25 protein-coding genes and 1 pseudogene are annotated in these 23,931 nt (G+C 61.1%); 10 read left to right on the top strand and 16 right to left on the bottom strand.

Annotated features, from left to right (window positions below):
- The first annotated feature begins 57 nt into the window (after positions 1-57).
- Together E0F99_RS10150 and E0F99_RS10145 are read left to right on the top strand one after the other, a co-directional pair.
- Positions 58-528: a prepilin peptidase gene (locus E0F99_RS10150; RefSeq protein WP_173667132.1), complete on the top strand. Its 471-nt coding sequence runs from the start codon at positions 58-60 to the stop codon at positions 526-528.
- Between the two features lie 125 nt (positions 529-653).
- Entirely contained in the window at positions 654-1,436 is a 783-nt protein-coding gene (locus E0F99_RS10145) for a response regulator transcription factor (RefSeq protein ID WP_083355449.1), read from the top strand.
- 70 nt (positions 1,437-1,506) lie between these two features.
- On the opposite strand, the gene E0F99_RS10140 is transcribed toward E0F99_RS10145, so the two are convergent.
- From E0F99_RS10140 to cpaB, 8 genes are read right to left on the bottom strand one after another with little or no spacing between them, the layout of a single operon-like run.
- Entirely contained in the window at positions 1,507-1,776 is a 270-nt protein-coding gene (locus E0F99_RS10140; RefSeq protein ID WP_083355448.1) for a DUF3613 domain-containing protein, read from the bottom strand.
- A 2-nt stretch (positions 1,777-1,778) separates the two neighbouring features.
- Positions 1,779-2,495, bottom strand: coding sequence for a tetratricopeptide repeat protein (locus tag E0F99_RS10135; protein WP_083355447.1), 717 nt, complete (start codon positions 2,493-2,495; stop codon positions 1,779-1,781).
- A gap of 10 nt (positions 2,496-2,505) precedes the next feature.
- A complete protein-coding gene (locus E0F99_RS10130; RefSeq protein ID WP_083355446.1) occupies positions 2,506-3,399 on the bottom strand; it encodes a type II secretion system F family protein in 894 nt (297 codons plus the stop codon).
- A gap of 1 nt (position 3,400) precedes the next feature.
- On the bottom strand, positions 3,401-4,282 hold the full coding sequence (locus tag E0F99_RS10125) for a type II secretion system F family protein (RefSeq protein WP_083355445.1): 882 nt from the start codon (positions 4,280-4,282) through the stop codon (positions 3,401-3,403).
- A gap of 13 nt (positions 4,283-4,295) precedes the next feature.
- Positions 4,296-5,564: a TadA family conjugal transfer-associated ATPase gene (locus tag E0F99_RS10120; RefSeq protein WP_130908757.1), complete on the bottom strand. Its 1,269-nt coding sequence runs from the start codon at positions 5,562-5,564 to the stop codon at positions 4,296-4,298.
- Positions 5,561-6,754, bottom strand: a complete 1,194-nt coding sequence (locus tag E0F99_RS10115; RefSeq protein ID WP_083355443.1) for a CpaE/TadZ family protein — start codon at positions 6,752-6,754, stop codon at positions 5,561-5,563. Before E0F99_RS10115 ends, E0F99_RS10120 begins: the two co-directional genes overlap by 4 nt.
- Complete coding sequence (locus tag E0F99_RS10110) at positions 6,751-7,971, bottom strand: type II and III secretion system protein family protein (RefSeq protein WP_083355442.1); 1,221 nt, start codon at positions 7,969-7,971, stop codon at positions 6,751-6,753. Before E0F99_RS10110 ends, E0F99_RS10115 begins: the two co-directional genes overlap by 4 nt.
- A 15-nt stretch (positions 7,972-7,986) precedes the next feature.
- Complete coding sequence (gene cpaB, locus E0F99_RS10105; RefSeq protein ID WP_083355441.1) at positions 7,987-8,913, bottom strand: Flp pilus assembly protein CpaB; 927 nt, start codon at positions 8,911-8,913, stop codon at positions 7,987-7,989.
- A 330-nt stretch (positions 8,914-9,243) separates the two neighbouring features.
- On the opposite strand from cpaB, the gene E0F99_RS10100 reads away from it, so the two are divergent.
- The 3 genes from E0F99_RS10100 to E0F99_RS10090 all read left to right on the top strand — a co-directional run bounded on the left by E0F99_RS10100 (position 9,244) and on the right by E0F99_RS10090 (position 10,174).
- Positions 9,244-9,438, top strand: a complete 195-nt coding sequence (locus tag E0F99_RS10100) for a Flp family type IVb pilin (protein ID WP_083355440.1) — start codon at positions 9,244-9,246, stop codon at positions 9,436-9,438.
- Between the two features lie 73 nt (positions 9,439-9,511).
- Positions 9,512-9,706 carry a Flp family type IVb pilin gene (locus E0F99_RS10095; RefSeq protein WP_083360312.1) on the top strand — a complete coding sequence of 65 codons (195 nt, stop codon included), beginning with the start codon at positions 9,512-9,514 and terminating at the stop codon, positions 9,704-9,706.
- Between the two features lie 60 nt (positions 9,707-9,766).
- Positions 9,767-10,174 (top strand): response regulator, encoded by a 408-nt coding sequence (locus E0F99_RS10090; protein WP_083355439.1) that lies wholly within the window; start codon positions 9,767-9,769, stop codon positions 10,172-10,174.
- 146 nt (positions 10,175-10,320) lie between these two features.
- Here E0F99_RS10090 and E0F99_RS10085 read toward each other — a convergent pair whose 3' ends face one another.
- The 4 genes from E0F99_RS10085 to E0F99_RS10070 form a co-directional block, all read right to left on the bottom strand.
- On the bottom strand, positions 10,321-12,003 hold the full coding sequence (locus E0F99_RS10085; protein WP_083355438.1) for a ShlB/FhaC/HecB family hemolysin secretion/activation protein: 1,683 nt from the start codon (positions 12,001-12,003) through the stop codon (positions 10,321-10,323).
- 183 nt (positions 12,004-12,186) lie between these two features.
- Positions 12,187-13,812: a collagen-like triple helix repeat-containing protein gene (locus E0F99_RS10080; protein ID WP_232000110.1), complete on the bottom strand. Its 1,626-nt coding sequence runs from the start codon at positions 13,810-13,812 to the stop codon at positions 12,187-12,189.
- A 299-nt stretch (positions 13,813-14,111) separates the two neighbouring features.
- A complete protein-coding gene (locus E0F99_RS10075; RefSeq protein WP_083355437.1) occupies positions 14,112-14,960 on the bottom strand; it encodes a MaoC family dehydratase in 849 nt (282 codons plus the stop codon).
- Between the two features lie 2 nt (positions 14,961-14,962).
- The gene (locus tag E0F99_RS10070) at positions 14,963-16,315 is read right to left on the bottom strand and encodes a 3-oxoacyl-ACP reductase (protein WP_083355436.1); all 1,353 of its coding nucleotides are present in this window, start codon (positions 16,313-16,315) and stop codon (positions 14,963-14,965) included.
- Between the two features lie 114 nt (positions 16,316-16,429).
- Between E0F99_RS10070 and E0F99_RS10065 the strand changes: the two genes are divergently transcribed.
- Both E0F99_RS10065 and E0F99_RS10060 read left to right on the top strand, forming a co-directional pair.
- A complete protein-coding gene (locus tag E0F99_RS10065; RefSeq protein WP_083355435.1) occupies positions 16,430-17,707 on the top strand; it encodes an acetyl-CoA C-acetyltransferase in 1,278 nt (425 codons plus the stop codon).
- A gap of 135 nt (positions 17,708-17,842) precedes the next feature.
- Positions 17,843-18,742, top strand: coding sequence for a PA4780 family RIO1-like protein kinase (locus E0F99_RS10060; protein WP_083355434.1), 900 nt, complete (start codon positions 17,843-17,845; stop codon positions 18,740-18,742).
- Positions 18,743-18,878: 136 nt separating this feature from the next.
- On the opposite strand, the gene cueR is transcribed toward E0F99_RS10060, so the two are convergent.
- From cueR to E0F99_RS10045, 3 genes are all read right to left on the bottom strand, one after another.
- Positions 18,879-19,280 (bottom strand): Cu(I)-responsive transcriptional regulator, encoded by a 402-nt coding sequence (gene cueR, locus E0F99_RS10055; protein WP_083355433.1) that lies wholly within the window; start codon positions 19,278-19,280, stop codon positions 18,879-18,881.
- Positions 19,277-21,478, bottom strand: coding sequence for a heavy metal translocating P-type ATPase (locus E0F99_RS10050; protein ID WP_083355432.1), 2,202 nt, complete (start codon positions 21,476-21,478; stop codon positions 19,277-19,279). The genes cueR and E0F99_RS10050 overlap by 4 nt, the downstream gene beginning before the upstream one ends.
- A gap of 66 nt (positions 21,479-21,544) precedes the next feature.
- Complete coding sequence (locus tag E0F99_RS10045; protein WP_083355431.1) at positions 21,545-21,925, bottom strand: hypothetical protein; 381 nt, start codon at positions 21,923-21,925, stop codon at positions 21,545-21,547.
- Between the two features lie 147 nt (positions 21,926-22,072).
- Between E0F99_RS10045 and E0F99_RS10040 the strand changes: the two genes are divergently transcribed.
- The gene (locus E0F99_RS10040; protein ID WP_083355430.1) at positions 22,073-22,270 is read left to right on the top strand and encodes a heavy-metal-associated domain-containing protein; all 198 of its coding nucleotides are present in this window, start codon (positions 22,073-22,075) and stop codon (positions 22,268-22,270) included.
- A gap of 87 nt (positions 22,271-22,357) precedes the next feature.
- Positions 22,358-23,551, top strand: coding sequence for a multidrug effflux MFS transporter (locus E0F99_RS10035; protein WP_083355429.1), 1,194 nt, complete (start codon positions 22,358-22,360; stop codon positions 23,549-23,551).
- Positions 23,552-23,560: 9 nt separating this feature from the next.
- On the opposite strand, the gene E0F99_RS10030 is transcribed toward E0F99_RS10035, so the two are convergent.
- Positions 23,561-23,713, bottom strand: a complete 153-nt coding sequence (locus E0F99_RS10030; protein ID WP_162276171.1) for a hypothetical protein — start codon at positions 23,711-23,713, stop codon at positions 23,561-23,563.
- A gap of 41 nt (positions 23,714-23,754) precedes the next feature.
- On the opposite strand from E0F99_RS10030, the pseudogene E0F99_RS10025 reads away from it, so the two are divergent.
- Positions 23,755-23,931: pseudogene (locus tag E0F99_RS10025) on the top strand (IS256 family transposase); the annotation flags it as partial.

Here is a 23,931-nt window from a genome sequence, read left to right as displayed (position 1 = left end):
GGCTACTACTTAATATCAGCATAGAATCAATCGGCAAAAAGGGATGGCTTTTACGTGATCCAAGGTGCGTTGGTGGTGGTGTGGTTAGTGTTGTGTGCGGTGCAAGACGCTCGGCAGCGACTGCTCGCCAATCGTCTAACCTTGGGCGCTGCCCTGTTGGCGTTGATCTATCTGCTGTGGACGGGCACCACTTGGCTCGGTGCGGCGGCCGGGCAGGGGCTGTTAGCGTTTGTTCTGGCGTTACTGTTGACCCTGCCCGGTTACGCTCTGGGCCGCTTGGGCGCTGGGGACGTGAAGCTGCTCGCAGCGTTGGCGTTGGCGTCGGATGCCGAGTACCTGTTGTGGTCGTTTGTAAGGGCTGCGGCCGCCAATTTACTTTGGGTGGTAATGGCGCCCAAGCTCTGGCTGTATATGAATCAAGGAGTTAAACGCCATATGGGTTATTTGGCACCGAGCGTGTCAGAGAAAATGCCGTTTGCTCCGTTTTTACTGGTGGGCTTCACCTTGGCCTGGCTTTGGATCCACTAGTCGTTTGAGTGTATTAACGCTATGTACATAGTTAGAAAGTGCGTCTACGTTTATCAGTAGATGTGCAGGACTATTCGTCGTAGGGGATCAGTCAATCTTTTGGCTTGCAATGCATGGAGTAGCGCGTGAATAAGCTTATCTCTGCAGTAAAAGTGCTCGTGGTCGACGATCAACCACTCATCGTGGAAGAGCTTTGTGAATTTCTTGAAAGCAGCGGTTTCCGTTGCGTCCCGTGTGAGTCCAGCCAGCAGGCCCTGAAGCGTTTCAGCGAAGACGCCGAGATCGGCCTGGTGCTGTGCGATCTGCATATGCCGGACATGGACGGCATTGAGTTGGTGCAGGCCCTGCAAAAGGTCGCCGGTAGACAGCGGGCCTTTGAGGCGATCATGTTGACCGGCCGCGCCGACAAGCAGGACGTGATCAAGGCCCTGCGCGCCGGGATCGCGGACTACTACCAAAAGCCGATCGATCTGGACGAGTTGCTCGAAGGCTTGCAGCGCCAGGAAGCCGCATTGCAGGAGCGCAAGAAGGAGCTGCAATTGGGTAACTTGAACCAGAAGCTGCAGTTCCTTTCCGAATCCATCAACGATCTGTATGAGGACCTCGACAAAGTGCGCAGCAGCCGGCCAGGGCTGGATGGCGAAGAGGTATCGGCCGAGGAGGCCGGGCCGCTGGAAATCCCGGCGATCTTCAACCCGTTGTCGCCGCGCCAATTGGATGTCGCCCGGCTGGTGGGCAAGGGTCAGACCAACTACCAGATCGCCTGCGATTTGGGCATCACTGAAAACACCGTGAAGCTGTATGTGTCCCAAGTGCTGCGCCTGACGCACATGCACAACCGCACGCAACTGGCGTTGGCGCTGTCGCCGAACAACTCCGCTTTGCGTCAGCGAGTCACGGCTCACTGATCGACTTCTGTCGAACCTGGTCAAAAATGTGGGAGGGGGCAAGCCCCTCCCACATTTGGAACTGCGTTGCTCAATTACTGCCTTCAGTTTTGCCGCCCACCTTCTGCTCGAAATACTCCGGAATCGGGTACTTGTAGCTTTCCAACAAGCGCTGATGAGCTTTGTCGCGTTCGGCTGCTGAGGCCTTTTGTGGGGTCTTCGAAGCGGCGCTGCCCGTGGACTGCAGCGTCAACCATTGCTCGGTGGCCGCCTGCTGCGGCGACGACGGGCCGGGTTCTATGGCCATAACGCTCATGGGCAACGCCAGCATGGCCAGGCTTGCGAGATAAGGCACTTTCATCATCAATTCCTCGGGTGGCTTGTGGCGTCACTGACCGTGGCGATCTGGTCCTTGGCCTTGGCAGCCGGTACGCTGGAGAGTTTGAGCTTCTCGGCCCTTGCCTGGGCTTCAGTGACCTGCTCAGGGCTCAGGCCCATCTGGCTGACCAGTTGCGCGGCCTGCTTCCAGTTGTCCTGATAAATCAACAGCGTCACCAGGTTGACGGCCGCCAGCGGATCGCTCTGCTTGAGTTCCATGGCGGTCATGAATTCGAAGCGCGCGTCCTCCAGGCGCCGTTGATTGAGGTACACCACGCCCAAGTCATTGCGGATTTTCTCGTCGGTCGGCGCCAGCCGTGAAGCGCGTTGCAAGTGCGCCATGGCTTGCCCGTTATCGCCTTTGGCCGAGGCGATTTGCCCAAGGCCGTGTTCGCCTTCGGCGGCCATGCAGGTGCCGATCAGGCTGCGGTACAACGGCTCGGCTTCGCTGCGCCCGAGCAGGCGATAGGCCTTGGCTTGGCGCAGGCGTACCTGGGGCAAATTGGCCGGCAAGCTTTGCAGGTTGGCGAGGCTGGCGTGCAGCTTGCCGTCGCCGGCCATTTCATCGGCCAGGTTCAGCGACAGCTCCTGGTCGGAGCTGGGTTTGGAGCAACTGCCCGTAAACCCGCCCCACGGGGTTTGGCCATTGGTGGCGCAACCGCCCAGCAGCAACAGGCTCAAACCGGCTATCAAGGCTTTCATCGGGCGCTCCTCATAAGTTACTCAGGGCCCGGGTGATGCCGATAAAGGCGGGCCCCCCGAGCACGATCAGCAAGGCAGGAAACAAAAACACCATCATCACCACTGACATTTTTGCCGACATCTTCGACACGAATTCCTGGATCCGTGTGAGGCGTCGGTCGTCGAGTAATTGCTTGAGCGACAGCAACGATTTCATCGCCCCGCCGCCTTGCTGGACCAGTTGCTGGAGGATGGTGCAGGTGTCGGTGAATTCGTCCACGGCCAAGAGCATGGCGGTCTGGCCCAGCTCCTCGCTCAGTTCCAGGCCCGAGTCGACCCGCGACAGGATCAGGCGCAGTTCATAGGTCAGCGCTGGCAGCAGGCGCTGCGCTTCAATGCTTAGTACACGCAGTGCCTGTTCAACCGCCATGCCCGACTCGAACAGGATGCGTAGCAGCGGAATGAAGGTCGAGACCTCGCGAGAGATGCGTTGCTGGCGCGCCTTGGCGGCCCTGGCCAGGATGCGCTTGGGCAACAGGTAGCCGATGCCCAAGGCCAGCAGAGGCGCCAGCCACGGCGAGGCGACGTTGGGAAACAGCAGCGCTTGGGCCACCAAGGTAATGATCAACAGCAACAACGGCGTACCGACTTGGAAGGCGGCGAACATCGAACGCTGGTTGGCTTTGCGCCAGCCGACGCGGTTGAGCAGAATCTGGGTTTCGTTGTCCAGGCTCACCGAGCGTTGCGCGAGCGGGCTGCTGCCCAGTTGCCGCATCAACGTACCGAACGTGTGCTCGCGCGCCATCTGGCCCTGCAAGCGTTGGGCAACCAGGCGCTGACCGCGCCGGTGCTTCATCAGGTTGGCCAGCACCAACCCCAGGGCTGCGAGGAACAGTACAGCGCTGATCAGCAGTGCGATCGCCATCTCATACGCTCCGCAACATGCGCCACAAGGTGAAGCAGCCCAACAGCTGCATCACCAGCGCCACGAACAACAGGATGCGCCCGGTGCCGTCGTTCCACATGGTCATCAGGTACGCGGGGTTCACCGCCAGGAAGTAGCCGATCATCGAGATCGGCAGGGCGGTGAGCACATAGGCGGTCACGCGGGTTTCGCCGGTCAAGGCACGCAGTTGGCGGGCGGCTTGCTCGCGCTCGCGGATCATTTTGATCAGGTTTTCCAACAACTCGCTGGCGTTGCCGCCATAGCGGTGGTTGACCTTCAAACCCAGTGCGAACAGGCGAAACTCGTCACGCTCGTAGAACTCGGCAAAGTCGTGGACCGACTCCGGCAGGCTCACGCCCAGCTGTACGTTGCGCTGAATACGGCCCATGGCTGTTTGCAACGGGTCTTGCGTGATCTCGATGCCGCCCATTACCGCGTCCGCCAGCGTGCGCCCGGCTTTGAGGCTGCGCACGGTGTGGTCGAGCAATTGCGGCAGTTGTTCGATCATGCGCGTGATGCGCCGTTGATAGCGCCAGGCGATATACACGCGCAGCCCCAGGGGCGGCAACACCAGCATCACCAGCAGGCCAATCCAACTGGCAACCAGCAATCCCAGCACCGCGCCGAGGGCCCAGGCTGCCAGCCATAGGCTGAGGTGGTCACTGGGTTTGCCCAGGCCTGCGCGCAGGAACATGCGTTCTACGCCGCTCCACTGGTTGTTCTCCTCGACGAGCTGCGGCTGGCCTTCGGCTAGGCGGCCCAGCACGCGCTCGGTTTGGGCGCGGCGCAAACCGTTCTGGAAGGCGCGAATCGACAGGCCGATCAGGATCAGGCAGATGAGCAGCAGGATGGCCCCAGTCATGCTTGCGTCTCCTTCAAGGCAGTAAGGGTTCGCGGCGCAGTTTTTCACCGGCCGGGTTGACCGCCTCGCGCAGAAAACCGAAGCCGGTACGCCGGTCATGGCGGAACAGGGTGTTGGTCACGTACACGTCTTCACGGATGCCCACCACCTCGACCACTTCGCTGACGCAACGACGGCCATCCGGCAGGCGGGTCAGTTGAATCACCACATCCAGGGCGGCGCAGATCATTTGCCGCAGGGTTTTTTCGTCCACCACACGGCCGGTCAAGCCCACCAATGTTTCCAGGCGCAGCAAGGCATCGGCAGCATTGTTGGCGTGCACGGTACTCATGGAACCGTCGTGGCCGGTGTTCATGGCAGTCAGTACGTCGAGCACTTCCACGCCGCGGATCTCACCGAGAATGATGCGGTCGGGGCGCATCCGCAGGGCGTTGCGGATCAGGTCGCTGGCCTTGACCTCACCGTGGCCCTCGGCATTCGGCGGGCGGGTTTCCAGGCGCACGACGTGAGGGTGGCCCAGTTGCAGCTCGGCGACGTCTTCAATGGTTACCAGACGCTCATGCGGGTTGATCAACTGACTGAGGATATTGAGCAAGGTTGTTTTGCCGGTGCCGGTGCCGCCGCTGATCAGGATGTTGCAGCGCTTGCCCACCGCTTCCTGGAAGAAGTCGAAGATATTCTGGTCGATGGTCTGCATCGCTACCAGGTCGCTGCTCTTGAGCATGTCTTTGCGAAACTTTCGAATCGACAGGCACGGCCCATCCAGGGCAATCGGCGGGATGATCGCGTTGACCCGGCTGCCATCGGGCAGGCGCGCATCGACCATCGGCGACGACTCGTCCAGGCGCCGCCCCAGGGGCGCGAGGATGCGTTGCATGACGCGCTCCACGTGGTGCGAGTCAATGAAACGCAGATCACTCTGGTGCAGCAAACCATCACGCTCGATAAACACCCGGTGCGGGCCGTTGACCAGGATTTCTGTCACCGACGGGTCGCGCAGCAGTACCTCCAATGGGCCGAAACCGGTCAGCTCGTCGACGATTTCTTCGGCCAGGCGCTCCATCTCATAACGGGAAATCGCCAGGTGCATGCGGTTGATGTACTCGGCGACTTTGTCGATGACAAATTGCGCCAACAGCGGGCGTGAGCCCTCCAGCAGATTCTTTCCCGACTCTTCGATGGCATCGATGATGTAGCGATGCAGCACCAGTTTCAGCCCGTCGTGGTCGGTGTTGCCACCGACACTGCGAGTGGGGGTGCCGAAGAGATTTTCGCCGTTCATTTACCCGTACCCAGCAGGCGTTCAAACCAGTTGTGTGAGGGTTTTTTCATGCCTTGCGAACGTTTTGCCAAACGTTCGCCCAGGGTTTTCATGCCCTGAGTGAGGGGTTCCCGCGGCGCCAGGGCGAACAAGGTTTGCCCCTGGTTTTTCGCGTTCAGGCGTACCTCCGGGCTCAGTGGCAATACGGCGATCACCTCCAGCCCGAAGCTCTTGCCCAAGGCCTCGGAGTCGGGCGCGCAGCTTTTGATATAGCGATCGACCAACAGCTTGGCGTGCTCCAGCTTCATACCCTTTTCGCGCCACTGGTTCAGTACGGCGAGGTTGCGACGGCAGTCCAGCACGCTTTGATCGGTGCACCACAACAATCTGTCGCAGTGGCTGACAAAGGTGCGCAGCGCTTCGCTGTCCTGCTGGCCTGCGAGGTTCACCACGATGTGTTGGAAGTGCTGGCGCAAGGCGCTGAGCAACATGTACAGCTCGGCGGCGCTGGTCTGTTCCAAGGGCTCATCGTTGGCGGCGTAGGCGAGGATGCGCAGGCCGTCCTCGGCTGAGGTGAAAGCGCTGTTGATTAAGGTGGCATCCAACCGCCGCAAATGCCGCAGGGCATCGCCGAAGTTGAACGAGCTTTCGAGCCCCAGCAGCGCCAGGCTGTCACCCCGTGGCAGACCCAGGTCGAGTAGCAGGGTTTGCTGGCCGCTCTTTTGTACGACCAACGCCAGGTGGCTGGTGAGCAGTGCACCGTCGGCGTTGCTTTGGGTGCCGTACAGCACGGTGAGGCCGCCCAGTTGAGTGTGGGTGGTGACGGGTGGCAAGCGTTTGCTCAGGCGTCGCACCAGCCCGGCTACTTCGCTGGAACGTGAACCGTAGGCGACAAAATCCCGCGCGCCGGCACGCATCGCATTGAGCACCAATTGGTTGTCCATACCGTCACCGAGGGCGACGATGGCCAACATCGGCTTGGCTTCCAATGCGCCTTCGATCAGCGCGCTTTGGGCCACCACGTGCTCGCGGTCGAGGCCGACAAATACCAGGGTGGCGAAGGTCACGTCGACCAACGCCAGCAACTCGTCCAGGGTACCGCTGCCGGCGCTGACCACTTGGCCAAGCGGTGCCAGCGCGCCCTGCAGCCACTCAAGGTCGGTGGTGTTGCGGGTGATTGCCAGGAAAGTCTGGTTCAGGCTATCGCTCATTGGGACAACCCATTGTTGCGGTCGAAATTGCCGTTTTCCAGGAAGTACAGGCGGTACCAATTCGGGTCGTAGTTGCGTAGGTTCTCGCCGGGCAAGGACGGCAGTTGGGCGTTGGCGGCCAGCGGCTGCACCAGGTGCGGGGTGACGATCATCAGCAGCTCTTTGTCTTGGCGGTTGACCGACGAGTCGCGAAAGAATGCGCCCAGGATCGGGATGTCACCCAGGCCAGGAAACTTGCTGATACTGGTGGTGTTGTTGCTGCTGATCAGGCCGCTGATCACGAAGCTTTCGCCATCGGCCAGGGACACGCTGGTGTCGGTGCGGCGGATGGTCAGGGCCGGCACTTGGATATTTTGAATAGTCACCGCGTTGGTGTAATCCAGCTCGCTGACTTCCGGCGCTACTTTGAGGGAAATCCGGTTGCGGTCGATCACGGTGGGGGTCAGGGTCAGGCGAATGCCGAACTCTTTGTACTCGATGGAAATAGTGTTACTGCCGCTGCTGGGCACCGGGATCGGGATCTCGCCACCGGCCAGAAAGGTCGCGCTTTGCCCGCTCATCGCTACCAGGCTTGGACGCGCCAGGGTGTAGGCAAAGCCGCTGCTTTCCAAGGCGTTGATCATCGCGGAAACACGTCCGCCGCCGAAGCCGATATTGAACTGGTCCGCACTCACCGGCAGCTTGAAGGTGCTGGATGTGGGGAACAACAGGTTGGGGCTGCCAAGGAAAAAGTTCTTACCCATGCCGAGGATTTTGGTGCTGGCTTCCTTGAGCTTGGTGCGGCTGACCTCCACAAAGCGGATGTCGGTCTGCACCTGGCTGGGCAGCGAAGGGTCGTCCGCTGGCGCCAGAGACAGGCTGGTCAGGGCTGCCGTGGCCTTGCCTTTGACGAACACCATGCTCTGGCGTGGCGTGTTGGAGCAGGCGGTCCACACCATCAGGCTGGTGGTGCCGGAGGCGATGCCGGTCAGCAGGAAACCACGGTTGCCATTGAGGTGGACATCGGCGATTTTCGGGTCGCCAATTGCCAGGCGCGTGATCGCCACCGGCGACTGCAGTTCTTGTTGCAGACCCTCGCCTACTGAGAGCGCTGCGGGTAACTGGCCCAGGCTGGCGCAGTTGCCGGTGGCGGCCACGGCCAGGCCCACAGACAGGTTCGACAGCAGCAGGGCGCAGGCGATTTTCAGCGTGAACACCGGTGCGAAACGTCGGGTCATGCACAGCATCCTTGTTCAGTCGGGCGTTTGTTGGGTGGCTTGGTTGCCGCGTATCACCTCGACACCGGCGCGGCGCGGCGTGCTCTGGGCGAGCTTTTTCGGGGCTTGGGCGAAGGCCAGTTGCGTGAACTGGTAGAGGTCACGGTTGGCGCTTTGCAGCATGTTCGCCGCGTCGCTTTCGCCGGCCCAGTAGTGGCTGAGCAGGCGCTCCTCGCTGCTGCGCACCGCCAGGCGCAACGTGCCGGCCTGGGAGGCCAGCATCAGCCGGCTCAGCAGTTGCTCGGGCACCGCCAGCACGACGGTGCGAGAGGGCGCGCGGCGTTGGGCTTTTTCTTCGGCGGTCATCGCGGGAGGGGAGGCGGGGGTGCCGTCGTTGGTCAGGCCCATTTGATCGCCGACGCTGAGCAAGCGCATGGCGGGGACGACCACTTGGGCGGATTGTTCGAGGTTGGCGGTGTCCTGGCGCAGGTACAACAGCACGTCTACATAGTCGCCGGGGCTCAACTGGCCGGCCGCGCCGATCACTTCATCGACGGCCACGGCCAGGGCGCGTTCGTCCGGGCGAATCATGCGCGCCAAGGGGCCGCCGGGAGTGAAGCTCTCTTCGTTGAGCCAGGTGCCAGCCTGCAGGGCACGCCACGGTGTGCGGCCGATGGCCTGGTCGACACTGGTCATGCTGCCGGCCGGCACGGTGCGTAGTTTTTCGACGCTAAGGTCAGCCGCATTCAGGGCCACAAAGGGCGGCACGTCGTGGGCCAGCACTACCACCGGTTGGCGGGTCTGGTCTTCCACCACGGCGACGGCTTTTTCGACAGGCGCGGCTTGTGGCGGCGGTGGCGGCGCCGGAGCCGGTTCACGGCTGAGGACAAGGCCCCAATAACCGGCAAACACCGCACCGATCAACAGCACACCAGCCAGAATCATGCTCAGACGCGTGTTCATGACGGCTCTCCTTTTCCTGTCGCACTACGACCTGTCTTGCGAACAGGTCAATTACGCAACCCGGCGGCTATGAACAGTGGACTAACTATTTCGCTATTTGAAGGTAGTTCAGCTAGGACGAAATGCCATTACTGACAGGAAAATTTCTTCGTGCATCCCTGAGCAGAGTGAGAAATCACGGCTTTAAGGCACCTGCAAAGCACCACTACTTTGTGATTAATCCGTTCTTACAGTTGTGAGAGTGGTGTTTGTTGACAATGCTCAGATGGCACATGGCAATGACTGTGCAGCACCGAGTTAGGGCGCTTGGCCGCCCAAGGAGCAGTACTTATGATCCTCGATCTGTTGATTAGAATTCACGTCCAGCTGCAGTTGCTTTTTCAGCGCAAAGACGGCGCGACGGCGATTGAATATCTCATTCTCGTGGCGATTGTAGCGTTGGTGATACTGGCAGCTGGCACTACGCTAAAACCACAGATCACTGCGTTCTTCGACAAGATCACCACCGCCGTTACGCCACCGTAAAAGCGCAAGGTGTCTGACGACTGTGCAGTACCTTATTATTGACCAGGCGCAGAGGCGCCAGAGGAGTCGTATCATGATCCTTGATCTGTTGATGAGATGTTGCATTCAACTCCAGTTGTTCTTGCGTCGCAAAGACGGTGCAACGGCGATTGAGTACCTCATCCTCGTGGCAATTGTGGCGCTGGTGATACTGGCAGCAGGGACTACGCTGTCTCCTCAGATCAGCGCGTTGTTTACAAAAATCACGACAGCCATAACGCCAACGTGATCGTGTAGACGGCATTCTGTGAGTACCTTTGTTATTGATTAGCAACGCCAGGTAGTACCCATGAATGCTGCAGCTGCACCTTTTCGCCAACAAATCCTGTTGGTGGACGACGAAGAAGATGCCCTCGTAGAACTGGCGGAGTCGCTGGAGAACGAGGGCTTCGTTTGTTTTACCGCCACCTCCGTCACTTACGCGTTGCAGGAGTTGACCCTGAACCCGGACATAGCGCTGGTCATCACCGACCTGCGCATGCCCGAGGAAAGCGGCATCTCCCTGATCAAGCGTCTGCGCGAACACACCGATCGCCAACACTTGCCGGTGATCGTCATGTCGGGGCATGCGGAGATGGATGACGTCAGCGACATGCTGCGTCTGCAGGTGCTGGACCTGTTTCGCAAACCCATCTATCTGGTGCGATTGATCGACACCCTCAACAGCCTGTTTCCGCTGGCCAAACATAGATTTTAGGCGCGAGCTTTGTGCACCAAACCGGCTGGTTTTGGACGCTGGCTTGTTTGTGGTCAGCGGGCTTACGTGTGGGCAGTGGGCCTCCTGTGGCAAGCCCGCTCGCCACAGGAGACTGCACTCCCTAACCCGCGAGCCGCCACAAATACTCACAGTTGATAGCTGAAACTCAGGGTGTACCGCGGCCGCCGGTTGAAACTGTCTAGGGCGATGTCCGACATCGGCTTGGCCGCTTCAAGGGCAATGTTGTAGTACTTGTTGTCACCAAAGCGCAGCCCCACGGCCGCCGATGACATGTCATTGCTTTTGACCGGCAGCGCGTTGAACCAGGTCTTGGCGCGGTCGAGCACCACATAGGGTTGCAGGACCTTCACCCAATTGCCGGCACGGTTGAAGCTGTAGTTGACCTCATACGCCACGCCCCAACCCTTGTCGCCCGAGCCCTGGTCATCGGGGTAGCCGCGGCCGAAGTTCTGCCCGCCGAACGTAGCGCGTTCACTGTCGGGCAACGTGTTGTCGCTCCAGTAGAACGCACCCGATAGCACGCCTTGCCAGTTATCGAAAAATTTGTCGCTTTGCACGCCCGACAGGCGTAGGCGAAAGAAGTCCAGGTCAGGTTTTGTTCCTTCCAGATCACTGCGGGTAGTGGCGCCCAAACCGTTGATGCCTTGGTACACACCGGCGCTGAGAATGCGCAATTGCCGAGTGTCGGACTTGCGCCAGTCGCCCTCGAACGCCAGCGCACGCAAGTTGGTTTCGATGTCGAAACGGTTGGGGTAGCCCACCAGTTGATAGCGGGTGGTTTGGTCCACCGCGTACAGGCGGGTGCCCAGGGTCAACGATTCGTTAGGTGAAGCAATCAGCGGGTGGCTGAGGCCGATGGTGTAGCGGTCGATCGCCTGGTGCGGCTTGAGCTCGAAGCCGCCGTCCAGTTGGATATTGCTTTTGGGGTCGGCGCGATAACGCTCGGCGCCAAGCGCCAGTTGGCTGCCTTCGGCATTGATGAATTGGCTGTAGCCCACGCGGTAGTAGTGCTCTTTGTCATCGCCCGGCGGGAACAGGCCGCTGACGTTAAGCTGCTCGCCCATAGCGGTTTGTGAGTTGCTGGTGGCGGTGAGCAATGCTTGCGTGCCACCACGGTTTTTATCGACCAGGCTCATGCTGGTGGTAAATGGCTTGCGGGTGGCCTGGATGACCATGTGCGTGCCGCCATCGGTGGTGCCTGGCGGTGGCACTTGCGCCTGCAACGTTACGCCGGGAATACGGCCCATGAGCGTGGTATAGCGTTCAAACGTCTTGCGGGTCAGAGGGCGTTCGGCCAGCAGTTTATTCGCCAGCTTGTCGACGTATGCCGACACCGAGCCGATATCGCCGCTTTGTTGATAATCCTTGATGTAACCCTCCACCAGCACCACACGCACCAGGCCGTTTTCGAAGGTCTGTTGCGGCAGGAATGCATAGGACAGCAGGTAGCCGTCGTCCTGGTAGCGACGCGTGATGCTGCGGGTGGCTTCGATCAGTTGCGCAAGGTTGGTCTCATGGCCAATCAGCGGCGCGTAGGCCTTGGCTGTCTCGTCGAGCGGGTAGATTGTGCCGCCCTCGATTTGCAGCTTGCGGATGGTGACCTTGGTGCCCATCAACAAGGGCTGGCCCTGGGTGGCAGGCGCTTCGGGTACTTGGGTCTGGGGTGTGACCGATCGATAGGCGTCGGCGGGAAGGTTGGGCACCGGCAGGTTACGTATGGTGTCGTTGCTGTTGAGGAAGCTGGGAAGGGTCTCGGCCTGGACGTAGGCGCTGAGGGTTAGCACTAACAACGGCGTCAACACGCGCATAGGACACTCCTTGGTCAAACTGCAGCAGCGTTTCGGGCCCGCCGGGTTCTGGGACACGGTTCGGGAGGGCAAGGCATTACGGTTAAAACCTGGCCATAAAAAAGACGAGAGACTTATAAGGTCTCTCGTCTCAACCAAGCGTAGGCGCTGTAGGGGAGGCCGTCTAATCGGCCAGGTGCAAATCTATTTTTTACCGGTCAGGCCGTTCAACAAACCTCCCAGACCGCCACTGGTGCCGGTGCTTGCACTGCCGCTGGCCGAGCCACTGGCGCCTACGCTCAAGCCGCCGAGCAAGCCGCCACCGCTGCTGGTGCCCCCGGTGACCAAACCACCCACCGAGCCCACCGTGTTGCCAACCGCCGTTACGGTGGTGCCCAAGGTGTTAGTGATCGGGTTGGCGTTGGCCGCAGTCAGGTTGGCGCCGATACCGCTTACTGCACCGCCGACTTGAGTGACCAGGCCGTTGACGGGAGCGCCGATGCCCGTGGTGGTGCCGATGTTTTGCGTCAGGCTGGCGACACCGGAGGTCACAGGGTTCAGGGCTGCGCCGACGTTGGTGGCCAAGCCTGCTACCGGCGAGGTGGCGGCGGTGTTGGCGACGCCGGTACCGCCGATGATAGTGCCGAGGGAGGCGACGGTGTTGCCCAGTGCGCCACCGGTGACACCTGCTGCGCTGATGGTGCCGTTGGTGTTGCCGATATTCAGGCCGTTACCCACGTTGGCGACCAAGCCGCCGACAAGTTCAGGCAGGCCGGAAGCTGGGGCGCTGGACGCTGGATTCACATAGCCGCTGGACTTATCAAACGTGGTGCCGACACCCGTCAAGACGCCGCCTACGAGTGTGCCCAGAGGGTTGCCTGTACCACCGGCGCTGGCGACTTGGCCGCCAAGTCCTGTGACGGTGGCGCCGACTTTATCCAGCACGCCACCGACCGGGTTGCCCAAGCCACTCGCTCTGCCGAGATTGCCGGTGGTGTTTTCCACCAGCGACACCACAGGCACCAGCACTTTGCCGCCGAGCGTGTTGGTCACTGAGCCCAGCGGGCCGGTAGTACTGGCGGTGCTGAGCGTGTCGCCGAGCATGGTCACGGCCTCGCCGACTTTATCCACCAGGCCACCTGCTGCGGTGCCTACGCCGCCGGTCAAGCCGCCGACAACCGGAATGCCACCTAATGTAGTGCCCAGGGATTTGCCGGTGTTCGATACGCCGGTGCCCAAATCGGAGACGCCATCACCTACGCCTGCGACGGTAATGCCCAGTGAATTGCTGTCGGTGCCCAGCGAGCCAAGGCCCGCAGTGACGCCGGTACCGATGCGGGTCACGGCTTTACCGGTCGCAGTCACCAGGCCACCAGCGGTTACGCCGACGATAGGCACGGCGGTCAGGGTCGAGCCCAGGTCGCCCACGGCTGCGCCGACATTACCCACGGTGGTGCCCAGGGTGCCGACAATCTGGCCAGTGACCAGCGGAGTCGTCGAGCCCGTGCCGCCGCCAGTACCACCATCCGTACCACCGCCCGTGCCGCCACCGGTTCCACCGCCAGTACCACCGCCCGTGCCGCCACCGGTTCCACCGCCAGTACCACCGCCCGTGCCGCCACCGGTTCCGCCGCCAGTACCACCATCCGTACCGCCGCCGGTGCCTCCGCCAGTACCGCCACCGCTTCCGGCTCCCGCGTCAGGGGACGAGGCCGCCACGCTGCTGTGATGTCCGCCGCCACCGCTGCTGCAACCACCGAGGCTCATCGCCATGATCAGGGCCAGCGCGGTACTTGCTTTCCATAGCACTACTTGAGTTTGAGTTTTCATGATTGAGTTCCCTTGCACCTGTACAACCTTGGTTGTTTCAAACGCTCGTTACTTCTTGGGTAGCGATACGTTTGTCCGTGTGGCTATAACAGACCCAGGTGCTTTTTCTCGCAATGCTCAACTTGGTATTAACGATTTATATACGGGGCGTCCGGCAGCGCTTAGCGACTAATGCGAAGGGCATAGAGAGAGGATGTATCAAGATGTATATATTAACTATATCAGTGGCTTAAATAAAAAAGCGGACCTGGTAAGGTCCGCTATAACTTAGGGTGTATATATACAATTAATCAGTGTTTTTAGGCGATGGGTTGCCACATGCCGACCATATGCTCAATGTCACCCGCCCCCTTTAATAGCCACTCACCGCTGGCGCCAGGCGCACGGGTCAGTAAAGTAACTTCACTGGGTAAGCGCACGGGTTTCTTGAACTCAACGACTATTTCAATGTTGGCAGGCGGTAAGTGTTCACCCAAGGCTGCGAGGGTATGCGCTTTGTTCCACAACCCATGAGCAATGGCTTGGGGGAAGCCGAATAACTTGGCGGTCAGTGCGCTCAAATGGATGGGGTTGTAATCGCCGGACACTCGGGCGTAGCGGCGGCCGATATCGGCGGGGGCTTTCCAGCGGGTCAGTTCGTTGACCTGTGTGGGGCTGGGCAATGTGTCACCCGCCGGCTCGCCTTCAAGCTTCACGCCCCGGCAGAGCATTTGGCTTTCGGCTTCCCACAGCAGGCCGAGCGAATCCTCAAGAGTGGTCACCACTTCAAAGGTCGCACCTTTGGCGTGCGGCCTCAGGTTCTGCACGTGCACACTAACCGTCACCTCACTGACAGCGCCCAGTGGCCGATGGAGACGGATACGGTTGCGCAGGTGAATCAGCCCCAGCAGCGGGAACGGAAAGTTTTTTGTGGTCAGTAATTGCATCTGCAGGCCGAACGCCAGGATATGCGGGTAAGTGGCCGGCAGGATGGGGCTGTCGGCAAAGCCGCAGACGTTACGATAGGCCGCCACATCCTGCGGATTGATGCGCATCTGGCAACGCAACCCCTGCTCGGGCAAGGTGCTGCCGGTGATCTTGCGCTTGAGTGCTGCGCGCCAATACAGCGGCGGCAGAAACGGGGCACTGCCTAAGGTCTGCCATTGCATGCTTATGCTCCCAGCAGGCTTTGCCCACAAACCCGCAACGCTTGGCCGCTGATCGCGCCTGAACCCGGTTGACCGAGCCACGCCACCGCTTCGGCGACGTCCTGCGGCAAGCCGCCCTGGCCCAGCGAACTCATACGCCGCCCGGCTTCGCGCAGGGCGAAAGGAATGTGCGCAGTCATCTGGGTTTCAATAAAACCAGGCGCCACGGCATTAATGCTGATCCCGCGCTCGCCCAGCAACGGCGCCCAGGCTTGGGCCAGGCCGATCAACCCGGCCTTGCTCGCGGCATAGTTGGTTTGCCCGCGATTGCCCGCGATGCCGCTGATTGAGGCCAGCAACACCACGCGGCCATTGTCGCGCAGGGTGCCGCTGTCGAGCAGGGCCTTGGTCAGCACTTGCGGTGCGTTGAGGTTGACCGCTAGCACCGCGTCCCAGTACTCCGGGGTCATATTGGCCAAGGTCTTGTCGCGGGTAATGCCTGCGTTGTGCACCACGATGTCGATGCCGTCCGGCAGGTGTTCGATTAACTGCGTGGCGGCGTCTTCGGCGCAGATATCCAGCAATACGCTGCGCGCGCCCAGGCGTGCAGCCAGGGCTTCGAGATCGGCCTTGGCTTGGGGCACGTCAAGCACGATCACATCGGCGCCGTCGCGCGCCAGGGTTTCGGCGATGGCGGCGCCTATGCCACGGGCGGCACCGGTGACCAATGCCTTGCGCCCGGCCAACGGGCGAGTCCAATCCTCAACCGGCGTGGCACAGGCTTGCAGGCGAATCACCTGGCCCGAGATGTAGGCGCTTTTGGGCGAGAGGAAAAACCGCAATGCGCCTTCCAACTGGTCTTCAGCGCCCTCACCGACATACAACAATTGCAATACACCGCCACTGCGCAGCTCCTTGGCCAGGGAGCGGCTGAAACCTTCCAGGGCACGTTGCGCACTGGCGGCGAACGGGTCGCTGAGGCTTTCCGGCGCGCGACCAAGAATCACCAGATGCGCGTTGTGGTCGAGATTCTTCAGCAGAGGCTGAAAAAATTCTCGCAGTTGCTTGAGTTGGTCGGTGTGTTGCAAATCACTGGCATCAAACACTACGGCCTTGAGCTTGGGGCCATGCCCGGGTATCCAGGCGGGCGCACCCAGCGGCTCGGCGCCATAGCTGTAAATCGCGTCGGTGAGTTTATTGGCAAATGGCAGCACCTTGGCCGCCAGTGCGCCGCCGCCCAGCAGCAGCGCACCCTCTACTGGGCGCAGGCGGCCAGCCTGCCAGCGTTCCAGGCGTACCGGTGACGGCAGGCCAAGGGCGGCGACCAGGCGATGGCCGAGGCTTGAGTTGGCGAAGTCGATATAACGGTCAGACATGGAACGCTCTCCGAGTGCTGGGGTTCAAACGGTGGACCATCTAGAGGTGAAAGTCGTTCGATTGAGCCTAGGCTAGTCTCAGAGACTCACCTCACAACCTTCAGGGAGCTTTCCATGACTCAATTGCGCCGTGTAGCGATCATTGGCGGTAACCGCATCCCCTTCGCCCGCTCCAACGGCCCGTATGCCACGGCGAGTAACCAGGCGATGTTGACCGCGGCCTTGGAGGGCCTGATCGAACGCTACAACCTGCACGGCCTGCGCATTGGCGAGGTAGCTGCCGGTGCGGTGCTCAAGCATTCCCGCGACTTCAACCTGACCCGCGAATGCGTGCTGGGCTCGCGCCTCTCGCCGCAAACCCCGGCTTACGACATTCAACAGGCATGCGGTACGGGGCTGGAAGCGGCGCTGCTGGTGGCCAATAAAATTGCGCTGGGGCAGATCGAGTGTGGGATTGCCGGTGGCGTCGATACCACGTCCGACGCGCCCATCGGCGTGAATGAAGGCCTGCGCAAGCTCTTGCTGCAAGCCAATCGCAGCAAGTCCATGGCGGACAAATTAAAAGTCCTGTTACAACTTCGTCCGCATCACCTCAAGCCGCAACTGCCGCGTAATGGCGAGCCGCGTACCGGCCTGTCCATGGGCCAGCACTGCGAGTTGATGGCGCAGACCTGGAAGATCCCCCGCGCGGAGCAGGATCAGCTAGCGCTGGACAGCCACCAGAAAATGGCCGCGTCCTACGCCGAAGGCTGGCACAACGATTTGCTCACGCCGTTTCTCGGCCTGACCCGCGACAACAACCTGCGCCCGGACCTGACCCTGGAAAAACTCGCCAGCCTCAAGCCGGTGTTCGAGCGTAGCGAAAAGGGCACGCTCACGGCCGGCAACTCCACGCCGCTGACCGACGGCGCCTCCCTGGTGCTGCTGGGCAGTGAGGCCTGGGCCAACGAGCGCGGTTTGCCGATCCTCGCCTACTTGCGTGATGGCGAGGCGGCGGCGGTGGATTTCGTCAACGGCGCCGAGGGCCTGTTGATGGCGCCGGTGTACGCGGTGCCACGCCTATTGGCCAGGAATGGCCTGACGCTACAGGACTTCGATTACTACGAGATTCACGAAGCCTTCGCGGCCCAAGTGTTGTGCACGCTCAAGGCCTGGGAGGACCCCGAATACTGCAAGACCCGCCTTGGGCTTGACGCGCCGCTCGGTTCCATCGACCTTAGCCGGCTTAACGTCAAGGGCAGTTCATTGGCCGCCGGGCATCCGTTTGCTGCCACTGGCGGGCGAATTGTGGCCAACCTGGCCAAGCTATTGGACGCGGCGGGTAAGGGCCGCGGGCTGATTTCGATCTGTGCTGCCGGCGGTCAGGGTGTGACGGCGATTATCGAACGCTGAGCTGGGCAAAAAAAATGGCATATTGAATGCATTCTTAAGTGCCAAAGGTCGGTAGCCTCTCCCCGCGGCGGGCCGATTGCCGTATAACGAGTGCCATACGCGTGTTTGGTAATAAAGGACCCACAATAAAAGCTGATGAAGACTCCTAAACGCATTGAACCCCTGATCGAAGACGGTCTGGTCGACGAAGTGCTGCGCCCACTCATGAGTGGTAAAGAAGCAGCTGTTTATGTGGTGCGCTGCGGCAATGAATTGCGTTGCGCCAAGGTTTACAAGGAGGCGAACAAACGAAGTTTTCGTCAGGCGTCCGAATACCAGGAAGGCCGAAAGGTCCGTAACAGCCGTCAAGCCCGGGCCATGGCCAAGGGCTCCAAGTTCGGTAAGAAAGAAACCGAAGATGCCTGGCAGAACGCCGAAGTAGCGGCGCTGTTCCGCCTGGCCGGGGCGGGCGTTCGCGTGCCCAAGCCGTACGACTTCCTTGAAGGCGTGCTGTTGATGGAACTGGTGGCCGACGAGTACGGCGATGCGGCGCCACGTCTCAATGATGTCACGCTGGACCCGGACCAGGCGCGCGAATACCACGCCTTCCTGATTTCCCAGATCGTGCTGATGCTGTGTACTGGCCTGGTGCACGGTGACTTGTCCGAGTTCAACGTGCTGCTCACGCCTACGGGCCCGGTGATCATCGACTTGCCTCAGGCGGTGGATGCGGCGGGTAACAACCATGCGTTCAACATGCTGGAGCGGGATGTGGGGAACATGGCTTCCTACTTTGGGCGCTTTGCCCCGGAGTTGAAGAAGACCAAGTACGCCAAGGAAATGTGGGCGTTGTACGAAGCCGGCACCTTGCACCCGGCCAGCGCATTGACCGGCGAGTTCGACGAACCGGAAGAGTTGGCGGACGTGGGCGGTGTGATCCGCGAGATCGAAGCGGCGCGGCTGGATGAAGAGCGTAAGCAAGCGATTCGCGCGGCGGATGATGTGCCATCGAGCAAAGCGTCGGAAGAACCACCGCCGCCGCCTTGGATGCAATGATCTTCAGGCCCATGAAGCGCTAAAAATATGGGAGCTGGCTGGCCTGCGATGCGGGCACCTCGGTGTATCAGGCATAACCCGTTGATGCTATCGCAGGTAAGCCAGCTCCCACAGCGGGGTTGAATCAGTTAAAGCGTCAGGCGCAACAGCTGCCCGACGCCAACTCCTTGAGAATCGGGCAATCCGGCCGATGATCACCCTGGCAGTGCTCCACCAGGTCCTGCAAGGTATCGCGCAGTTGCCCGAGCTCAAGGATTTTCTGATTCAGCTCATCAATATGCTGGCGTGCCAAGGCTTTTACGTCGGCGCTGGCCCGGTGCCGGTCTTGCCACAAGGTCAGTAACTTGCCGACTTCCTCCAGAGAAAACCCCAGATCCCGTGAACGCTTGATAAACGCCAACGTATGCAAGTCATCGCTGCCGTACACACGGTAGCCGCTGTCGGTGCGGTGGGCGGCTTTGAGCAGCCCGATGGATTCGTAGTAACGAATCATCTTCGCGCTCAACCCGCTCTGGCGGGCCGCTTGGCCGATGTTCATGGGCGTTGATCCTCCAAATCCTTGGGTTTCCAAGTCTTCAACAGTAACGCATTACTCACCACGCTGACGCTGGACAACGCCATGGCCGCACCTGCCAGTACCGGGTTGAGCAGGCCGAACGCCGCCAGGGGAATGCCGACCAGGTTATACACAAAGGCCCAGAACAGGTTCTGGCGGATTTTGGCGTAGGTCTTGCGGCTGATCTCCAGTGCCGCCGGCACCAGGCGCGGATCACCGCGCATCAGGGTGATACCGGCCGCGTGCATCGCCACGTCGGTGCCGCCACCCATGGCGATGCCGATATCGGCAGCCGCCAGGGCCGGGGCGTCGTTGATGCCGTCGCCGACCATCGCCACCACGCCGGTTTTTTTCAGTTCGGCGACGGTGGCGGCTTTGTCGGCCGGCAGCACTTCGGCGTGTACATCGTCGATGCCCAGCGCCTCGGCCACCACGCGGGCGCTGCCGCGGTTGTCGCCGGTGAGCAAGTGGCTGCTGATGTGCCGGGCCTTGAGTTGCTGCACGGCCTCCAGTGCACCGGGCTTGAGCGTGTCACCAAAGGCAAACAGCCCCAGCACACGCGGTTGCGGGCCCTGTTCGATCAGCCAGGACAAGGTGCGGCCTTCGGCTTCCCAGGTCTTGGCGGAACCGGCCAGGTCGCCCGCGCTCAAGCCGCTTTCTTCCAGCATGCGGTGGTTGCCCAGGGCCAGTTGCCGACCATCGAGCGTGCCTGCGATGCCGCGCCCGGTGAGGGATTGGCTGGCAGTCACATCCGCCACGTTCAGGCCTTGCTCGCTGCAGGCATCCAGCACCGCCTTGGCCAACGGGTGTTCGCTACCGCGCTGCAGTGCGCCAGCCTGTTGCAACAGCAACGCCTCATTGCCATCCACCGCCGCCAAGTGCGCAATTTTCGGTGCGCCGGAGGTGAGGGTGCCGGTCTTGTCGAACACCACGGCGCTGACGGCATGGGCACGTTCCAAGGTTTCAGCGTCTTTGATCAGGATGCCGTAGCGCGCGGCGACGCCGGTGCCAGCCATGATCGCGGTCGGCGTGGCCAGGCCCAAGGCACACGGGCAGGCGATTACCAACACCGCGACGGCATTAATGATCGCGGTTTCCAGCGACGCGCCGTACAACCACCAGCCCACCAGCGTGATCAACGCCAAGACCAGCACGGCAGGCACGAACACCTGGCTGACTTTATCCACCAGTTTCTGGATCGGCGCCTTGGCCGCCTGGGCGTCTTCCACCAGACGGATGATGCGCGCCAACACGCTTTCGGCGCCCAAGGCCTGAGTGCGCACCAGCAAGCGGCCTTCACCGTTAATGGCGCCACCGGTGACGTTGTCGCCCGGCTGTTTCGGCACTGGCAGGCTTTCGCCACTGATCAAGGCTTCGTCGGCATGGCTTTGGCCGTCCACTACTTCGCCATCTACCGGGAAGCGCTCGCCGGGTTTGACCAGCACCAGGTCATCAAGCTTTAACGCACTGATGGCGACGTCTTCTTCGCGGCCATCCAGCACGCGAATCGCTCGCTCCGGGCGCAAGGCTTCGAGGGCGCGGATGGCACTGGCAGTCTGGCGCTTGGCGCGGCTTTCCAGGTATTTACCCAGCAGCACCAACGCGATTACCACGGCTGAGGCTTCGAAATACAGGTGCGCCATGGTGCCTGCAGGCGCGGTGAGCCATTCATAGATACTCAGGCCGTAACCGGCACTGGTGCCGATGGCCACCAGCAGGTCCATGTTGCCGGCGCCGACGCGCACGGCTTTCCATGCGGCTATATAGAAGCGTGCGCCAAAAATGAATTGCACCGGCGTGGCCAGGGCGAACTGCACCCAGGCGGGTAGCATCCAGTGCACGCCGAAGGGCTCCATCAGCATCGGCAGCACTAACGGTAGCGCCAGCGCAATTGCCAGCAGCAGCGACCAACGCTCGTGGTGCAGGCGCTGGGCCTGGTTGGCATCGGTGACGGTTTCACTGTGCGGCAGGGTGGCGGTGTAGCCGGCTCTGTCGACGGCGGCGATCAGTACGCTGGGGTCCATCGGGCCCAGTACTTCGACATGCGCGCGTTCGTTAGCCAGGTTGACGCTGACACGTTGCACCCCCGGCACCTTGCCCAGTGCGCGTTCGACACGGCCGGCACAGCTGGCACAGGTCATGCCGCTGATGGGCAGGTCAAACGTAGTGGATCCATTCATGGGGCAGTCCTCCAAGAGACGTTGCCCCTAGGATCAACCTTGACCTTTGGGGAAGGTCAAGCGCCTTCAGTATTCCAGTGCGGCGGGTTTGAGGTACATGCCATCCGCCCCTTGGGCGATCCGCAACTTGCGCACGTCGCCGGCCTTCAGCGTGATGTTCTGCGCCGGCGGCGCCAGCATGCCTGGCAGGCAGCCGGCGGCTTGGCCCGGCAACAGCTTCAGCCGCAGCGACACATTGCCCGCCGGCAAGTTGAACGAGGTGGCCTGTTCCTGGAACAGGCGCCCGGCCAACTGGTCCTGAATGTACAGGCCAATCTCGCAATTGGTCGGCACTTCCAGGCGTTCGCGGGAAATGATCAGCACCGCATAGTCTTGATCTGCGCTGGCCTGGGGCGCAACGGCAGACAAGCTCAACAGGCCGACAAGGGCAAAAAACGACCAGCGCATGGCGAATGCTCCGTGGTTCATATCTAAGGTGGATGAAGCTTGGCCGAGGCGGCGGCCGAATACCAGCCCGGCCGAAACTTTCAGCGCTTGACCTTGCCATCGTGGCAAGGTCAAAACTGGCCTTAACCTCATCAAAGGAGTCATGTCATGCAAGTATTCAGCGTTGAAGGAATGACCTGCGGCCATTGCGTTCGAGCGGTGACCCAGGCGGTGCAGAGCCAGGACCCGGCGGCGAGCGTCAACGTTAACCTGGCGGCCAAAGAAGTCGGTGTTGAAAGCAATCTGTCTGCCGAGCAGGTCATCAGCCTGATCACCGAAGAAGGCTACAGCGCCAAGCTCGCGTAAGTTTTCTGATAGTTAGCGAGCTAACGTAATGTTCATGGCACCCAAGCGCGGCTAGACTGTCGGGCTGCCGACTCACTTGGGTGTCTGATGAACCTGCGCATAATCCTTATCCTGGGCGCCTTGAGCGCCTTCGCGCCTTTGGCGATCGACTTTTACTTGCCGGGCTTCCCAGCCATGGCCACGGCTTTCGCCACCGACGAAAAACATATCCAGCTGACCCTCGCGGTGTATTTCGGCGGCCTGGCCATCGGCCAATTGATCTACGGCCCGCTGGCGGACCGTTTTGGTCGGCGCGTGCCGCTGCTCAGTGGCGTGACCTTGTTTACCGTGGCGTCTTTTGCCTGCGCCTATGCGCCGTCCCTGGACTGGCTGATCGGTGCACGTTTCGTGCAAGCGCTTGGCGGCTGCGCGGGCATGGTGATTTCCCGTGCAGTGGTGAGCGACAAATGTGACGCCGTGGGGTCGGCCAAGGTGTATTCGCAACTGATGCTGGTCACCGGCCTGGCGCCGATCCTTGCGCCACTGGCGGGTGGGTTGATGGTTGGAGTGTGGGGCTGGCAGTCGATTTTTCTGGCGCTGTCGATATTCAGCGTGATGGCCGCTATCGCCGTAGCGGTCGGCTTGCCGGAAACCTTTCCGGCGCATCAACCACGCCAACCTTTGTCCGGCTCACTGCGCCGCTACGGCGCGCTGTTGTCCGACCGGGTTTACCTCGGCTACGCCCTGACTGGCGGTATTTCGATTGCGGGGATGTTTGCCTACATCGCCGGTTCACCGTTCGTCTTTATCAAACTGTACGGGGTGCCGGCCGAGCATTACGGCTGGCTGTTCGGCTCCAACGCGGCCGGTTTTATCCTGGTTGCGCAACTGAATGCACGGTTGTTGGCCAAACGTGGCCCGGCGTTTTTGCTGTCGCGCACCGTGTGGGTCTACGTAGCGGCGGCGTTGTCGCTGCTGGGCATTGCGGCCATGCGCACCGAGGCCTTGTGGCCGTTGCTGGTGCCCCTGTTTATTTGCATCGCGAGCTTAGGCTGCATTTTGCCCAACACCTCGGCGTGCGCCATGAGCGGGCAGGGCGCGCGCGCAGGCAGCGCGTCGGCACTGCTGGGCTGCATTCAGTTTGGTGTGGCGGCCGGTGCGGCGTCGTTGGTTGGCGTGTTGCACGACGGCACAGCGATGCCGATGGCGATGGTCATCAGCTTGTGCGGTGTATTGGCAGTGACCATTGCGATGTCGACCCAGCGCTTGCAACGGGCGCGGGCCGTGCAAGCGCAGGGTTGAGGTGTTTGATCAGCCAGCGGCGAAGCGTTGCTGGTTGAGGGGAATGCGGTGGGGCGCTTGAATGCGCGCTTGCAGGGTGTCGGCAAAGGCACGGGCCTCGGCCTCACTGCGGAAGGTAAAGGCGTCGCCGTCGAGGCTGACCTGCCATTTGGGGACTGTCATAAATTTTGTGTTCGGGCATAACATGTTGAAGAGGTGCATGTATGCCAACCACAAAGAAACCGGCCCGCAGGGCCCAGCGTGACCTTCCAGCCATTCCAAAAGAGCTGATCGACCAGTTCGTCAGCGGCCCGATGAGTGCCGAAGCCATTCAGGATGCGTCGATGGCGTTCAAAAAGGCCTTGATCGAGCGAGCCCTTGGTGCCGAGCTGGGCCACCAC

The sequence above is a fragment of the Pseudomonas antarctica genome (genome assembly GCF_900624995.1).
Taxonomy (GTDB): domain Bacteria; phylum Pseudomonadota; class Gammaproteobacteria; order Pseudomonadales; family Pseudomonadaceae; genus Aquipseudomonas; species Aquipseudomonas antarctica.
This window is presented reverse-complemented; position numbering and strand designations above follow the sequence as displayed.